The sequence below is a fragment of the Paenibacillus sp. V4I9 genome (assembly GCF_030817295.1).
Taxonomy (GTDB): Bacteria; Bacillota; Bacilli; order Paenibacillales; family NBRC-103111; genus Paenibacillus_E.
The window spans coordinates 1,647,992-1,662,663 of the sequence record NZ_JAUSZE010000001.1 but is presented as its reverse complement, the minus strand read 5'-3'; the positions used below and the strand labels follow the sequence as shown (position 1 = coordinate 1,662,663).

Sequence of the window (14,672 nt, the reverse complement as noted above, 5' to 3'; positions counted from 1 at the left end):
CATCAAGCGCATTACTTACCAAGACGGTACTATGTAGCTGCCGTATTTATCTAAAACAAGTTTCTTAACCTCTTCGGAATGGTAGGCTTTAATTAATCTTTGGTATACCGGTTTATCTTTATCGGCTGTTCGCACAGCTATAAGATTTACCCAAGGCGAATCTTTCGGTTCAATAAAGATTGCATCTTTAGTAGGTACAAAACCGTTATCCACAGCATAGTTCGTATTAATTACCGCAGCTGTAAGATCCGGCAGAGCTTTCGGAATGAAAGGAGCTTCCAATTCCTTGAATTTAAGCTTCTTCGGATTGTCTACGATATCGCGAACGGTGGCTTTAACACCAACACCTTCCTTCAGCTTGATCAATCCCGCACGTTCAAACAGAATCAAGGCTCTTGCCCCGTTAGACGGGTCGTTCGGCAATCCCAGCTCATCACCTTCTTTGATCTCCGAAACGTTTTTAATTTTCTTGGAATACAAGCCTATCGGAAAATTTAACGTATTAGCCAGCTTAACGATGTCCAGCTTGTTATCCGCCTTGAATTGATTGAGATAAGGCTCATGCTGGAAGGCATTAGCATCCAATTGGCCATCTGCCAACACTTTGTTCGGTTGAATGTAATCGTTAAACGTTACAATTTCAATTTCCAAATTGTCCTTCGCCGCTACCTCTTTAACCTTCTTCCAAATTTCTTCCTCCACGCCTGCGGAAATGCCGACTTTCAACTTCGCTTTCTCACTTGCCGGACTGGCTGCTGGCGAAGGAGCGGATGAAGGACTAGCGGCTGCTGTCGGCGCTGCGCTTACTGATGTTGCAGTTTTCGTTTCTACTGTTTTTCCACATCCGGTTACCACCAATATTACAATCATGGTAAAAATGGATATTAAATGCGATCTTTTCATACCTTTCCCACTCCCTTTATTCTCTGTTAATAATCATCTAAAAGAATTCCTTGTCGAAACCTGACTTCTCAAGCCTTCACCATTGATCTTTTGGTTCACATACCAGAATTCAGAATGAATATCAGGTTCAAATCCTTCTCATCGAATCCCCAGGTTCCAGAACTGGCACCGCAACCATGACGGTTTCCGGATACTTAATGCCACTGCCCGTGTTCAAAGCGATAACAGTCTCGCCCTCCTGGATCCAACCGTTTGCCCTGAGCTTACGTGCCGCAGAGAAGGTCGCCGCTCCCTCAGGACAAACAAACGCGCCTTCCAGGCGGGCGATGTTCTTTTGCTCCTCGAGCAACTCGGTATCCTCTATCGCAATGGCGCAGCCACCCGTCTTGTATATAGCTTCAAGAACAAGAAAATCCCCGAGTGCTTTCGGCACATTTATCCCAAAGGCAACGGTTGTGGAGTCAGCCCAGAACTGCGAGTCCGGCATCCCTCTCTCCCATGCCTTTACAATCGGAGCACAACCTGCCGCCTGAACAGCAACCAAACGCGGGAGCTTATCTTCGATCCATCCTAGTTCTACGAGCTCCCGAAAAGCTTTATAAATGCCAATGAGACCCACACCTCCACCTGTCGGGTACAAGATGACGTCGGGAAGCTTCCAATCCAACTGTTCTGCGATCTCAAGACCCATTGTTTTCTTCCCTTCGATGCGATAAGGCTCTTTCAGGGTCGAGGCATCGAATAAATCATAGTCATTCACCGCTTGAGCAACGATCTTTCCCGCATCGCTGATTAACCCGTTCACCAAATTCAGGTTCGCTCCTGAGACTGCGCATTCATTTCTGGTAATTACAGGTGCGCCGACCGGCATAACAATCGAAGAACGTAGTCCAGCTCTAGCAGCGTACAAAGCCCAAGCTGCACCGGCATTTCCATTGGTGGGCATAGCCAGCTCCTGTACGCCAAGCTCTTTCGCCTTCGAAACACCGACGGCAGCTCCGCGAGCCTTGAAGCTGCCTGTAGGGATTATCCCTTCGTCCTTCATCCAAAGACTGCCGATTCCCATGTCTAAGCCCAGACGGTTCATCGGTAGTAGCGGCGTCATCCCTTCTCCCAGCGTTACGACGTTTTCCGGTGATGTGACGGGCAGCAGTTCATGGTAACGCCATAAATTTGAAGGTCTGACTGACAAATCCTTGGATGTCAGTTGATTTTTCAAGCTTTCCAAGTCGTAGTCCGCCAATAATGGAGAGCCGCACACACATAATTGATGAACTTCATCCGGACGATAAATCTTTTGACATTTAGGGCAATGCAGATGGGTTAAGTAGCTGAATGGCATTCAATATCACATTCTCTTTTCTTTGTAAAATATTAAAATCTGTTTTTGACCCCGAAAAATCTACGGAAGACAATTTTTCATTTTTTCTCCGATTTCAATTCCTGCAAAGCTTTTTCAATATAGCTGTTATCCACTACTTTGGACGCTTCGACTTTCCCTTTTAATCCTCCGACTGACTGAAGCAGCTCCGCTGTATTCTGCTGGGTTTTTATAACTTCCTGAGTGATCGGAACATTTGCAGGCTCGGAGTTCTCCAATACCCGGCGAATCGTTTCTTTATCCTGTTTTTTCAATTTGACGTATAATTCAATGGCTTCATCGACATGTTCTAGTTGCCACTTCGTTGCTTTTTCCGTGACTTTCAGATACAACACGACAAGTTCCGGATGTTCCTCAGCAAAATTGGTGCGAACGATTTGAAACCCTGGACTGTATGACTTGACCGCATTTCCGTTAGCAAGAACTCTGGCGCCGTTTTTCAACACTTGAACGGATTGAAAAGGTTCCCAAATGGCCCATGCATCCACCTTCCCGGTTTCAAATGCTGGCTGAGCCTCATCAGGCTGTAATTGAATGATTTTCACATCATCAGGTTTAAGTCCGCCAAATTCCAATGCTTTATACAGCAAACCATAAGAGCTGCTTGCCTTGGCTACAGCGATTTGTTTACCTTTCAAGTCCTGGATCGTATTAATTGGGCTGTCTTTCGGGACAAGTATGGAATCTCCCTTTTCACCAAAACTGGCTGTTGCTATCTCCTTGAATTTTATATCTGCTGCTTGCCCTGCTAATACAGGTATATTCCCTACGCGTCCAAAATCCAGCCTGTCTGATGCAATAGCTTCAAAATAAGCAGGCCCGCTTTGAAACTCTACCCAGTTAACTTGTGCGCCAACTTTTTTAAACTCTTCCTCAAACCAGCCCTTTTCTTTAGCAGCAAGAATTGGCCAAATACTTTGCTGAATACCGATGTTTACAACCAGTTGATTTTTGGCTTCATTGTTCTTGGCGACTTCTTTCGGCGCTGCGCTTTCCAAATTTTTCGTCGTTGGTTTACCAGCTCCACAGCCAGCAAGAATTCCCAATCCTATCGTAAGTACTGTCGTAAGTACGAGCCCTCTGAAATTTCTCATTCTGTAGCCCTCCTGAGTTGTTTAGTAACAATAAAGCTGATCTTATTTTACAACCAACTCCGGTTGAACACCGTTCGTGATCGCATCGATATCTCTCAATTCATCTGGACTAAGCTTCTCACCGATCGCAGACAATGTTTCTGTAATGTGATGAGACTTGGAAGCCCCCAAAATCGCGGATGTAATACCTTCTCTGCTGAGCACCCAATTCAGCGCAAGCTGAGCAAGTGTCCAGCTTCTGCGTTCCGCAATAGGCTTTAACTGCTCTACGATGCGGAAATTCCGCTCCTTTTCGAGCAATGTGTGAAGCCGCTGTTCGCCGGCTGCTCCGCGCGATCCGGCAGGCGGCTGCGCGCCGAAGCTATACTTGCCGGTCAGCAATCCGCGTCCAAGCGGACTATACACGATAACGCCTACGCCTTCGGAAACGGCAAAAGGCAGCAAGTCCTGTTCGATACCGCGAGCGATCAGGCTGTATTCCGGCTGTACGCTTTCAAAGCGCTCAAGCTGCAACTGTCCTGAAATACCGTGCGCCTTAGCAATTTGCCATGCGGCATAATTCGAGCACCCGATATAGCGCACTTTCCCTTGACGAACAAGGTCTTCTAACGCACGTAGCGTTTCTTCAAGTGGCGTCTGTTCATCAAATCGATGCACTTGATACAAATCAATATAGTCTGTTTGCAGCCTTTTCAAACTATTTTCCACCGCGCGAAAAATGTGATACCTGCTTTGACCCGCATCATTAGGACCGAGACCCACTCGGCCATGAACTTTGGTCGCCAGCACGATTCGGTGCCTGCGCTCGCCAAGCAGATGACCGAGAATCGTCTCCGACTCACCGGTTTCAAGCGGGTTGCCTTTATCCATACCCGAACCGTAAACATCAGCCGTGTCAATCAGCGTAATGCCCGCTTCAAGCGCAGCATCAAGCACATCAGCTGACTCTTTTTGGTCGATCCAGCGACCGAATGCCATCGTTCCAAGGCTCACTTCGGAGACATTTAGTCCTGTCCTGCCTAATTTTCTTTGTCCAATTGTCATTGTTATCTCTCCTTATCCATTAAAGCTATCGCGCCATTTCAACAGTTTTTTCTCCAAAATGCGAACCAAAGAATCCGAGCCTTTTCCAACGAATGCAAAAATCATGATACCCACAAATACGACGGCCGTCTGAGAAAACTGTCTGGCATCCATAATTAAATACCCTACACCTTCGCTGGATCCCATTATCTCTGCGACGACTAATCCCAGCCAGGCTACGCCGATTGATAAGCGCAACCCGAGCAATATATTGGGCAGTGCCGCAGGAAGCACCAGTTTGGTGATTTGCTTGAACTTGCTAAACTCCAGAACCCTTGCCACATCAAACAGCTTGGAATCGACATTGCGGATCCCCAGAAACGTCTGCACATAAAGCGGGAAAAAAGCACCTTTGGCAATAAGCAAAACTTTGGAGAATTCGCCAAAACCGAACCATAAAATGAAAAGCGGAGTTATGGCCAAATGGGGAATGGTTCGAAGCATTTGTACGGTTGGATCAACCGAATGCTCAAACCTACGGAATAAACCAACGAGTAATCCGAAAATAAGCCCCAGACTTCCTCCGAGCAAAAATCCGACTGCGGCGCGCCAAATGCTGATTTTCAAATGTTTGAACAGTTCACCGCTGATCAGCAAATCGTAAAATGCCAGCCATATTTCAATTGGAGTCGGCAGCAGCGTCTTCGAGATCATGCCTGTAGAACCAAAAATCTGCCAAATGATCAAAACGGTAACCGGAAGGACAGCCCCTCTCGCGATAAGCTGCCATTTGGTTTCTGTTTTATTCGTTTTCAAATTTCTTTCAACTTGCGGAGACGCAGGAACTTCTTTTGATGTTTGCTGGACGAGACTGTTACCGGTTCCCGCTGCTAGCTCTGCTTGATTCATAACCGGATCCCTCTCTTTCGTGAAATGATTTAAATGCCGGAGCTGTCGATCAGCTCCAATTCCTCGATTCGTTCGAACTCGTTCAGCACCAATTTCCGAAGCTCTTGAAAAGAACTGGACGCTTTCTTCCTTGGGTAAGGGAGGTCGACAGGAATAATTGTTCGAATCGTCCCAGGTCTTGCATTCATTACAACGACGCGTGTAGCAAGGAAAACAGCTTCATCGATATCATGTGTGACAAGCACCATAGTCGTTCGATTAGCCTCCCAAATGTTCAGGGTAACCTCCTGGAGATGAGAGCGGGTAAAAGCATCCAGTGCGCCGAAGGGCTCATCCAATAACAATACCTTGGGATTACGGAGTAGCGCCCTGGCGATCGCCACGCGTTGCAACATTCCTCCTGACAGTTCACGAGGGTACGCCTTCTCAAATCCTTTCAGCTTAACCAATTCAATGAGCTCATCCACCCTTTTGCGGACTGCAGCGTCATTCAAAGATAAATCTGCTGCGATGTTTGCTTCGACCGTTAACCATGGAAACAAGCGATGTTCCTGGAAAATATACCCTTTATCAATACCAGGCTTGGTGACTTGCTTTTGTTCCAAAAGAACTTGACCTCCGTGATCCGTGTCCAATCCAGCAATAATTTTAAGCAGTGTGCTTTTCCCACAACCGCTCGGTCCGATAATGGTAATAAATTCTCCTTGTTTTACAGTCAACTTGATGTTGTTGAGCGCTTCTAATCTTGTGCCTTGAGGCGTATGAAACCATTTGTGCGGTAAATCGATATCTAACGAAATTACACTCATAGAAGTTTCCTCCTTAAATTTGGCGTAAATGGCTCACCTGGCTAACACATTTCTCCTTCAGGGATTAAGGAAATAAAAAAAGACCCCCCTGCTCCATTCAAAATGAACGAGACGGAGTCTCCAGTGGTCTGGTAGACTTTGATTTCATTTTAATACTTTAATTCATATCGTTTTACTTGGATTTAAAGCGATCATATCACCAGTCGTTCAAGTTGGTCAACAACAATTTCCAAAAACTTGTTATATTAAAATCCTTATATTTCCTACTTGTATAATCGGATTAAACCTGCTAACATGACTTTTAACAGCCCATTAAGCCTATTGGTCCACCAAAGGCTCCCTTGCTGCCAGCGTTATTAACTGGTATGCAGGCGGAGTCTTTTTTATTTATTCAACTTGTAAAAAAGGGAGGGAACGGGATGACAAAACAAACTCGTCAAATGCATTTGAATCTTTTTCTTTCCAGTATGGGGCATCACGAAGCCGCCTGGCGACATCCAAGCTCTAATCTGAAAGGAGTCCATGATTTCAATCATTATCAGGAGCTCGCGCGTAAAGCCGAAGCTGCCAAGCTGGACTCGCTTTTTCTCGCTGACCGCTACGCAACTTCACCAACGGCGGTCCAATACGGCGCTCTTGGCGGTTTTGAGCCGCTCACACTATTGTCGGCTTTAGCCGTCGTGACGAAACGAATCGGTTTAATTGCCACCGTTTCCACGAGTTTCAATGAACCCTACAATGTCGCCCGCCGGTTCGCATCATTGGACCACCTTAGCCAAGGCCGGGCCGGATGGAATATCATCACCTCGGGTACGGATAGCGAAGCGCAAAATTTTAATCTCGAGCACATTGCCGGTCACCAAGAACGGTATGAACGAGCCACAGAATTTGTGGAAGTCACGGCAAAGCTTTGGGATAGCTGGGAGGAGGAGGCCCTGATCCGGGACAAGAAAGCCGGTATTTATGCGGACAGAAATAAGGTGCATGAACTGCATCATAAGGGAAAATTCTTCTCGGTTCGGGGGCCATTGAATACAGCGCGTTCACCGCAAGGCCGCCCGATTCTCGTGCAAGCAGGCTCATCGGAGGACGGCAAGGATTTTGCCTCTCAATGGGCTGAGGCCATCTTTACCGCACAGCAAACATTAGAAGATGCGCAGACATTCTATGCTGATGTCAAAGCCCGTGTGCTTCAGCACGGAAGAGAAACGGAGCATGTGAAAATTTTGCCCGGTATCTGCCCGATTATCGGCAAAACCGAAGCCGAGGCGAAAGAGAAAGAAGCCGAACTGCACGAACTGACGAATCCGGCATACAGTCTGCTCCAACTCTCGAATCGTATCGGCATTGACCTTACCGCTCATCCTCTGGACGCACCGCTGCCGGAACTTCCCGACTCCAGCAAAATCCCCGGCCATCAAAGCCGCACGAAGCTGATCCAAGAACTGGCCGGTAGAGAGAAGCTGACGATCAGGCAGCTGCTGCTGAGACTGGCGGGAGGACGCGGTCATAAGACGATCGCCGGTACGCCGAAGCAAATTGCGGATGAGCTGGAGGCATGGTTTGTCAGCTATGCGGCTGATGGCTTCAATATTATGCCGCAGCTGATGAACGGCGGACTGGATGATTTCCTGGAACAAGTCGTCCCCGAACTGCAGCGGAGAGGCCTGTTCCGCACTTCTTATACAGGCACCACCCTTCGTGATCATTATGGCCTGCCTTTACCTGCCAATTCATTCGCGAAGGCGAGAGTATACCATTGAACCAATCAACCTACTTGTAAATGGAGGCTATTACATGAGTAACAATCCTCAGCGTCAACTGCATCTCGGTGCATTTTTATTTCAGGTCGGACATCATGTAGCCGCATGGCGTTACCCCGATACGGATGCACACGGCATTCTAAATCATGACTTTTATGAGAACTTTGCGAAAACGGCAGAACGAGGCAAGTTCGACATGATCTTTCTCGCCGATACATTAGCGGTTATCGATCGGTACCGAACCAGTATCAAACATACCGTCACAGTGAGGCCTGAACCGCTCACCTTGCTTGCTTATTTGTCCGGTGTGACGGAACGAATCGGGCTTGCTGCCACAGTATCAACAACCTACCACGAGCCCTACAATCTGGCACGGGAATTTTCTACGCTCGACCATTTAAGCGGAGGACGCGCTGCGTGGAATGTGGTGACTTCGGGACGAGATGAAGAAGCCCATAATTTCAGCAAATTGAAGCACCCGGATCATGATCAGCGATATGAGCGGGCGCGCGAGTTCGTCGATGTCGTCACTGCGCTGTGGGACAGCTGGGAAGACGACGCCATTATCTCCGATCGCGACGCCGGCTTGTTTGGCAATCCGCAAAAGGTTCATGAGCTCCATCATCGGGGTCCTGAATTCTCTGTACGTGGTCCCTTAAATCTGCCCCGCTCTCCACAAGGAAGACCGGTTATTATTCAGGCGGGAGCGTCGGATACCGGACAGCATCTCGCCGCCCAAACGGCGGAGGTCGTCTTTACGGCTTGGCAGACACTCGAAGAAGCGCAGCGTTTCTATGCCAGCGTCAAATCACTTGCCGTTCAGTACGGCCGATCTCCGGATGAAGTGAAAATTATGCCTGGGATCTTCCCTATCATAGGCGCGACGGAAGAGGAAGCCAGAGAAAAAGAAGCGCTGCTTCAGCAGCAAGTGTTACCTGCAGTCGGATTATCGATGCTGTCCGCATCGCTGGGTGTCGACCTGACCGGCTACCCGCTTGACGGACCGCTGCCCGAGCTTCCCGAGCTGGAGCAAATTAACGGAGGCAAAAGCCGCTTCCAGCTCGTGGCGGACATGGCCCGGAGGGAAAACTTGACCATCCGGCAGCTCATGTACCGGGTGACGGGGGCGCGCGGGCATCGAACCATATCTGGTACTCCGGTGCAAATCGCCGATCAATTGGAGGAATGGTTCACACAGGGAGCCTGCGACGGTTTCAATATTATGCCGCCCTATTTGCCTGGAGGCCTTGAGGAATTCGTAGAGAAGATCATTCCCGAGCTTCAAAAACGCGGGCTATTTCGTACCGAATACACCGGTACTACGCTGCGTGAGCATCTGGGTTTAGTTCGTCCCCCAAGCCGTTTCGAAAGCAATGCCGCTTCCGGGCAATAACACATAACAAATTGGAGGAATCATTCATGGGGAATAAACAGAGACAGCTTCATCTGGGGGCATTCATTTTCGGAGTCGGTCATCATGTCGCTGCATGGAGATACCCGCACACCGATACCGCAGGTTTGTTGAAGTTTGACTTTTACCGAAAATTTGCGCAAACGGCCGAGCGCGGTAAGTTCGACATGATTTTTATCGAAGACATTCCTGCCTTACCGGAGCATTTGGACACAGCGGTTAAACACACCGTGCCGGTCCGGGCTGAGCCGCTCATGCTTTTGTCTGCACTCGCTTCCGTCACCAAGCATATCGGCCTTGCCGGCACCGTATCTACCACTTACAGCGAGCCCTTTCATGTCGCGAGGAAATTTGCGTCACTTGATCATTTAAGCAGAGGAAGAGCGGCATGGAACGCGGTAACCACCAGTATGGAAGTGACCGCGCATAACTTTGGCCGCGACCAGCATTTGGATCATTCGCTTCGTTATGAACGCGCGAAAGAATTCGTCGATGTGGTCACTGCACTGTGGGACAGCTGGGAAGATGAAGCTCTAATCATTGACAAAGCTTCCGGCATTTTCGCCAACCCGGACAAAGTGCACAGCATCGATCATCACGGAACGCATTTTTCCGTCCGCGGTCCTCTGAATGTGCATCGCTCCCCGCAAGGACGCCCCGTTATCGTGCAGGCCGGGTCCTCGACAACCGGTCAGGCTTTTGCTGCACAGACAGCGGAAGTTGTATTCACGGCTTGGCAAACGTTGGATGAGGCACTAAGCTTCTATTCCAGTTTAAAAAGCCAACTCCCCTTATATGGCCGTACAGAGAGTGAGTTGAAGATTTTGCCGGGGATACTCCCTATTATCGGAGCTACGGAAGAAGAAGCCAAGGAGAAGGAGGCCGCTCTGCAAGAGCTCGTTCACCCGGCGGTTGGTCTCTCGATGATATCCGGGATTCTGCGGCATGATCTTTCCACTTATCATCTGGACGGAACGCTCCCCGATCTGGTGGACTCCACGGGTATTAACGGGGCAAAAAGCCGATATCAGCTTATTCTCGATATGGCGAGGAGGGAGCAGCTATCCATTCGGCAATTAATCGCCCGAGTAACCGGCGCACGCGGGCACCGTACGATTGCCGGGACACCTGAACAGATCGCCGATCAACTCGAAGCATGGTTTTTGCAAGGGGCCTGCGATGGATTCAACATTATGCCGCCTTATTTACCGGGAGGTTTGGAAGAATTCGTCGATCTGGTCGTTCCTGAACTCCAGCGACGCGGATTGTATCGTACCGAATATACGGGCCGGACGCTGCGCGAACACCTTGACTTAGCTAAACCGATCAATCGTTTTCAGAAAGCCTCAGTCTCCTCTTAAAATAACTAATTAAAAATTTCAAAAGGGGGTTCTTCATCATGAAAAAGCAAACATGGTTTTTCAAAAGCTTATCCGTCTTAACCATTCTCTATTTGGGGCTGGTACTAACAGCATGCGGAAAAACAGCGAACACATCCGCCGGTTCGAATACGCCTGCTCCTTCACTTGCAGCATCTTCCACACCCAGCAGTCAAACTGCAGCGGATGCTAAGCCCAAAGAAAAAGTAACCGTCAATATCGGTGTACAGGGCAAAACCGGCATCCTCGTCTACGCCCGGGAAAACAGATTTTTCGAAAAAGCCTTTGCAGCTGTTGGAGCCGAAGTAAAATGGAACGAATTTGCCAGTGGCCCTCCCCATTTTGAAGGATTGGCTTCAGGAAGACTCGATTTCGGAAGCGTCGGAGGAACGCCGGTCATTTCCGGCCAAGTCGGCGGCTTAGATTTCAAAGCCATTGGCGTCACGGGAGACGGTAAAAAAGGCAATATGATCATCATTCCGAAAAATAGTCCGATCAAAGAACTAAAGGATTTGAAGGGCAAGAAAATCGCAGTAGCCAAAGGCAGCAGCGCTTATAATTTCTTATATATGGCTATCGATAAGGTCGGTTTGAAAGGCGACGACATTAAAGTGATTCAGCTTCAACCCGATGAAGCCAGACCTGCTTTGGATAGCGGCGCGATTGATGCTTGGTCGATTTGGGATCCATATGCGACCACTGCCGTCTTTCAAACCGGCGCTAAAATATTGGTATCCGGTCAAGATTTGAATATCAATGCTCCCGGCTTCTTGATTGCAAGAACCAAGTTTACCCAGGAACACCCCGATCTCACAGTGCTCTTCCTGAAAACTTACGAGCAAGCCCGCAAATATTACTTAGATCATCAAGACGAAGTTGCAGACGAATTTGTCAAAACGCAAAAGCTTGACAAAGAGATCATCGTCACTGTTTTGAAAAACTCAACACCTTTGCTATCACCGATCACTGCCGAATACGCCAAAGCCCATCAAGAGCAGGCCGACTTCCTTTATTCAGTAGGGGCGATAAACAAAAAACTTGATACTTCGCATGTATTGGAAAGTAAGTTTGTTGAGCAAGCGCTCAAAGAGCTGGGCACGCAGAAATGAGAATCGGCTCCGCATTTAGAAGCAGAGAGTTTCAATGTAAGAAAGAACCGTCAGGGAAGATCTCCCGACGGTTCTTTTGGTTATATCCATCAATCCACTTAATATTCATTCCGATTATTTCAAATCAAATCATTGATCATGCAGAAATGACCGCAAATGATCTCTTTTTCTGGAACGAAGCCGTGCGGCCATTTCTTTGGACCAATCGGAATCCCGATTTCCCCCTGTCCGCGTTAGTAAAAATTCCCGAATGGCTTGGTTGTAGGATTCAATTCCAGCCGCATACGATTCCGTTGAGTACCTTTCATGATGAACAATCGTTTCAACCGGCAGACGAGGTCTTTGTGTCAGATGCTGAGCCGGGTATCCGACGCACATTCCATATACGGGATAGACACACTTGGGCAGTAACAGCAACTCGGATATCTCCTTTGGTTTATCCCGTATTCCGCCGATATAGACGATACCAAGGCCTAGCGATTCTACTGTAACCGCTCCGTTTTGCGCTGCCAAAGCGGCATCGATCGTTGAAATCAGGAAGATCTCCGTCGAATCGGGCAGCGTTAGTTCCTCTACATCATATAAACTGGCGGCAATCTGCAGACGTCTAATGTCAGCGCACCATACGAGGAATACCGGACATTCATCGATATAGGGTTGATTATTAGCATGCCCTTTTTCCCCTTTCTGTTCTTAGAACTGGTTTGTCAATTCCGATTGTCATACCCTGACATAAATAAACCGAAACCCTGATTTAAGGATTCCGGTCTATTTAGCCCAAGTAGAATATACTCAATCCTTCATCTGTTATGGCTTTCTTTTATACGAATATGCAGTACTGTTATCAAACTGTTCCTGCCAATCCGGAGCGGCAATTCCCGAAACGCTTCCTTTCAACAAAGGGTCTTTCGTACGGCTCATCCAAGCATCAACCTTAGACCTTAGCTCTATAAGAACTTCCGCATACTCTGGAAGGTTGGCAACGTTACATTTTTCAATCGGATCCTTCTCCAAATCGTACAACTCCTCCGGAACGTTAGGAGCGTAATACTCATCTCTTACGACAACTCCCGAAAGATTCGATGAATATCAAGCGGCAAGTAAACCGACGGGCCATCCTCAAAGTTACGGATATATTTAAATTTCCCTGTCCATACACTCCGCATAGGGTGATATTGGTCATGCCAGGTAAGCTCAGAAAAGGAATGATCGCGGGTTGGCAGATTACTTTCCGCAGGTTTCAATAGGTTCAAAAAGCTGTTTCTATCAATCCCTTGCGGGACATCTGCTCCAATAAATTCGAGGAGAGTCGGCATTAAGTCTACGTTGCATAACAGTTGATTTACAACCTTACCTCCATCCATACGCCCAGGATAATACATGACTAGCGCTGTTTCCAAACCAGCATCCATCAAAGTACCTTTGGCTCTCGGGAAAGCGATACCGTGATCGCTACTCGCTGCCGCTGTCCACCAGACAGCTCCGAAGGAAAGTGCTTCCTGCGGTCCAGTAAATCCACCGCTTCCAATGCATGAAATACAAGCGGCTCCCGCTCTTTCTTGCTCATTCCCCGATAAATCAAAGGCAGCTCCACATTCTCATAAGCACTTAATCTCGGCAGCAAGTTAAAACTCTGAAAAACGAAGCCAATCTTCTGATTACGAATCTCAGCAAGCCCAGAATCCTTAAGACATTTATTGCATGACCATCCAGATCATAGATACCTTTATCTACAACATCCAAACACCCGATGATGTTCATCAGTGTTGATTTGCCGGAACCTGACGGTCCCATGATTGCCACGAACTCTCCATAATCAATATCTAACGAGACATCGTCTAACGCTTTAATCGTTTCCTCGCCCATCGTATAATACTTACTGGCATTTTCCAATATGAATTAATGTCATAACCTTCACCTCCATTACTTGCACATCGTCCAAATAAATGAAGTATCCGATTCGTAACCCTTATCGTTTCGCCTTATAAAACTCATGATACAGTTTCATCAGCGCCCTCTTCTCAATCCGCGACACATAGGAGCGGCTAATGCCCAGCTCCTTCGCAATCTCTCGCTGCGTCCGCTCTTCACCGCCAAGCTCCAGCCCAAACCGGCCAACGACGACTTCCTTCTCGCGATCGTCCAAGATTTCCAAGTTCCGATATATTTTACTCTTCTCTATCTTGAGCTGAACCTTATCCACGACATCATCGGCCTCCGTGCCGAGAATATCGATCAACGTGATTTCATTCCCCTCTTTGTCCGTTCCGATGGGATCATGCAAGGAAACATCTTTGCGCGTTTTCTTCAGCGAGCGCAGATGCATTAAGATCTCTATTTAAATGTCATAAGTGTTCATTTGACACTTCTTAGATACATTTGGAGCATTACTTTTCATAGAACCTTTGAATTGATTAAATTTTTAGATGCTTAACATTAATTTTAAAGAAATTGAAGAAAATACTTCTTACCTAACCTTTAGTTTTTGAATAACTCAAACCAAATTAAAATAGATGTAAAAGAAATCTTTCTCCCCCGACACAGTAACACTGGAAACCTATTTTTCTCCGCAACTTTATATACGAACAGCCGCTGAACTCTACTAACGTTGCAAGCGGAACAAGCAACGGTAAGAGTACATCATTTATTGGGAAAAGAACACCTCCCTGCATCCTATCAAAGAAGTATTTAAGGATTAATAACCCTATCCTCAAAGAGAATGGGGATTATTTTTTATTTAGCATTTGTTTATTCTTACTTTGATGAGATTTTATTCAAATTTATGGAAGCGTTGCTTGGTGTACACAACCTTTTGACGTCCCGAACGGGTGCTCCGTTAACCATGAGCAGGTGTCAGACGAGAGGCTTAATCCGAAGGAAGCTGATTGCAG

General features: G+C 47.5%; 14 protein-coding genes and 2 pseudogenes. 4 read left to right on the top strand and 12 right to left on the bottom strand.

Annotated elements, in window-relative coordinates; genetic code table 11:
- Positions 1-15: 15 nt before the first annotated feature.
- From QFZ81_RS07790 to QFZ81_RS07765, 6 genes are all read right to left on the bottom strand, one after another.
- Positions 16-903, bottom strand: coding sequence for a MetQ/NlpA family ABC transporter substrate-binding protein (locus QFZ81_RS07790; protein ID WP_307445893.1), 888 nt, complete (start codon positions 901-903; stop codon positions 16-18).
- Between the two features lie 127 nt (positions 904-1,030).
- Positions 1,031-2,245 carry a threonine synthase gene (locus tag QFZ81_RS07785; protein WP_307602167.1) on the bottom strand — a complete coding sequence of 405 codons (1,215 nt, stop codon included), beginning with the start codon at positions 2,243-2,245 and terminating at the stop codon, positions 1,031-1,033.
- 77 nt (positions 2,246-2,322) lie between these two features.
- A complete protein-coding gene (locus QFZ81_RS07780) occupies positions 2,323-3,378 on the bottom strand; it encodes an aliphatic sulfonate ABC transporter substrate-binding protein (protein WP_307602165.1) in 1,056 nt (351 codons plus the stop codon).
- Between the two features lie 42 nt (positions 3,379-3,420).
- On the bottom strand, positions 3,421-4,422 hold the full coding sequence (locus QFZ81_RS07775; protein ID WP_307602163.1) for an aldo/keto reductase: 1,002 nt from the start codon (positions 4,420-4,422) through the stop codon (positions 3,421-3,423).
- Positions 4,423-4,434: 12 nt separating this feature from the next.
- Positions 4,435-5,310 (bottom strand): ABC transporter permease, encoded by an 876-nt coding sequence (locus QFZ81_RS07770; RefSeq protein ID WP_307445901.1) that lies wholly within the window; start codon positions 5,308-5,310, stop codon positions 4,435-4,437.
- 29 nt (positions 5,311-5,339) lie between these two features.
- A complete protein-coding gene (locus QFZ81_RS07765) occupies positions 5,340-6,119 on the bottom strand; it encodes an ABC transporter ATP-binding protein (protein ID WP_307602161.1) in 780 nt (259 codons plus the stop codon).
- Between the two features lie 419 nt (positions 6,120-6,538).
- Here QFZ81_RS07765 and QFZ81_RS07760 point away from each other — a divergent pair, with 419 nt between their 5' ends.
- From QFZ81_RS07760 to QFZ81_RS07745, 4 genes are read left to right on the top strand one after another with little or no spacing between them, the layout of a single operon-like run.
- Positions 6,539-7,882 (top strand): LLM class flavin-dependent oxidoreductase, encoded by a 1,344-nt coding sequence (locus tag QFZ81_RS07760; RefSeq protein ID WP_307602159.1) that lies wholly within the window; start codon positions 6,539-6,541, stop codon positions 7,880-7,882.
- Between the two features lie 34 nt (positions 7,883-7,916).
- On the top strand, positions 7,917-9,275 hold the full coding sequence (locus QFZ81_RS07755) for an LLM class flavin-dependent oxidoreductase (protein WP_307445905.1): 1,359 nt from the start codon (positions 7,917-7,919) through the stop codon (positions 9,273-9,275).
- Between the two features lie 26 nt (positions 9,276-9,301).
- The gene (locus tag QFZ81_RS07750) at positions 9,302-10,654 is read left to right on the top strand and encodes an LLM class flavin-dependent oxidoreductase (RefSeq protein ID WP_307445907.1); all 1,353 of its coding nucleotides are present in this window, start codon (positions 9,302-9,304) and stop codon (positions 10,652-10,654) included.
- A gap of 38 nt (positions 10,655-10,692) precedes the next feature.
- Positions 10,693-11,781 (top strand): aliphatic sulfonate ABC transporter substrate-binding protein, encoded by a 1,089-nt coding sequence (locus QFZ81_RS07745; RefSeq protein ID WP_307445909.1) that lies wholly within the window; start codon positions 10,693-10,695, stop codon positions 11,779-11,781.
- A gap of 129 nt (positions 11,782-11,910) precedes the next feature.
- Here the strand turns inward: QFZ81_RS07745 and QFZ81_RS07740 are convergent.
- From QFZ81_RS07740 to QFZ81_RS07715, 6 genes and pseudogenes are all read right to left on the bottom strand, one after another.
- Positions 11,911-12,435: pseudogene (locus tag QFZ81_RS07740) on the bottom strand (nitroreductase family protein); the annotation flags it as partial.
- 153 nt (positions 12,436-12,588) lie between these two features.
- A complete protein-coding gene (locus QFZ81_RS07735; protein WP_307445913.1) occupies positions 12,589-12,795 on the bottom strand; it encodes a hypothetical protein in 207 nt (68 codons plus the stop codon).
- Positions 12,796-12,839: 44 nt separating this feature from the next.
- A complete protein-coding gene (locus QFZ81_RS07730; protein ID WP_373462782.1) occupies positions 12,840-13,193 on the bottom strand; it encodes a sulfatase/phosphatase domain-containing protein in 354 nt (117 codons plus the stop codon).
- Positions 13,193-13,405: an ATP-binding cassette domain-containing protein gene (locus QFZ81_RS07725; RefSeq protein WP_307445917.1), complete on the bottom strand. Its 213-nt coding sequence runs from the start codon at positions 13,403-13,405 to the stop codon at positions 13,193-13,195. Before QFZ81_RS07725 ends, QFZ81_RS07730 begins: the two co-directional genes overlap by 1 nt.
- Positions 13,390-13,674: an ATP-binding cassette domain-containing protein gene (locus QFZ81_RS07720; RefSeq protein WP_307602157.1), complete on the bottom strand. Its 285-nt coding sequence runs from the start codon at positions 13,672-13,674 to the stop codon at positions 13,390-13,392. Before QFZ81_RS07720 ends, QFZ81_RS07725 begins: the two co-directional genes overlap by 16 nt.
- A gap of 76 nt (positions 13,675-13,750) precedes the next feature.
- Positions 13,751-14,116: pseudogene (locus QFZ81_RS07715) on the bottom strand (sigma-70 family RNA polymerase sigma factor); the annotation flags it as partial.
- Positions 14,117-14,672: the final 556 nt, after the last annotated feature.

Bases quoted from the DNA above. Each gene is read 5' to 3' on its own strand.
- QFZ81_RS07790 (WP_307445893.1), bottom strand. From the start codon at position 903: ATGAAAAGATCGCATTTAATATCCATTTTTACCATGATTGTAATATTG.
- QFZ81_RS07785 (WP_307602167.1), bottom strand. From the start codon at position 2,245: ATGCCATTCAGCTACTTAACCCATCTGCATTGCCCTAAATGTCAAAAG.
- QFZ81_RS07780 (WP_307602165.1), bottom strand. From the start codon at position 3,378: ATGAGAAATTTCAGAGGGCTCGTACTTACGACAGTACTTACGATAGGA.
- QFZ81_RS07775 (WP_307602163.1), bottom strand. From the start codon at position 4,422: ATGACAATTGGACAAAGAAAATTAGGCAGGACAGGACTAAATGTCTCC.
- QFZ81_RS07770 (WP_307445901.1), bottom strand. From the start codon at position 5,310: ATGAATCAAGCAGAGCTAGCAGCGGGAACCGGTAACAGTCTCGTCCAG.
- QFZ81_RS07765 (WP_307602161.1), bottom strand. From the start codon at position 6,119: ATGAGTGTAATTTCGTTAGATATCGATTTACCGCACAAATGGTTTCAT.
- QFZ81_RS07760 (WP_307602159.1), top strand. From the start codon at position 6,539: ATGACAAAACAAACTCGTCAAATGCATTTGAATCTTTTTCTTTCCAGT.
- QFZ81_RS07755 (WP_307445905.1), top strand. From the start codon at position 7,917: ATGAGTAACAATCCTCAGCGTCAACTGCATCTCGGTGCATTTTTATTT.
- QFZ81_RS07750 (WP_307445907.1), top strand. From the start codon at position 9,302: ATGGGGAATAAACAGAGACAGCTTCATCTGGGGGCATTCATTTTCGGA.
- QFZ81_RS07745 (WP_307445909.1), top strand. From the start codon at position 10,693: ATGAAAAAGCAAACATGGTTTTTCAAAAGCTTATCCGTCTTAACCATT.
- QFZ81_RS07730 (WP_373462782.1), bottom strand. From the start codon at position 13,193: ATGGATGCTGGTTTGGAAACAGCGCTAGTCATGTATTATCCTGGGCGT.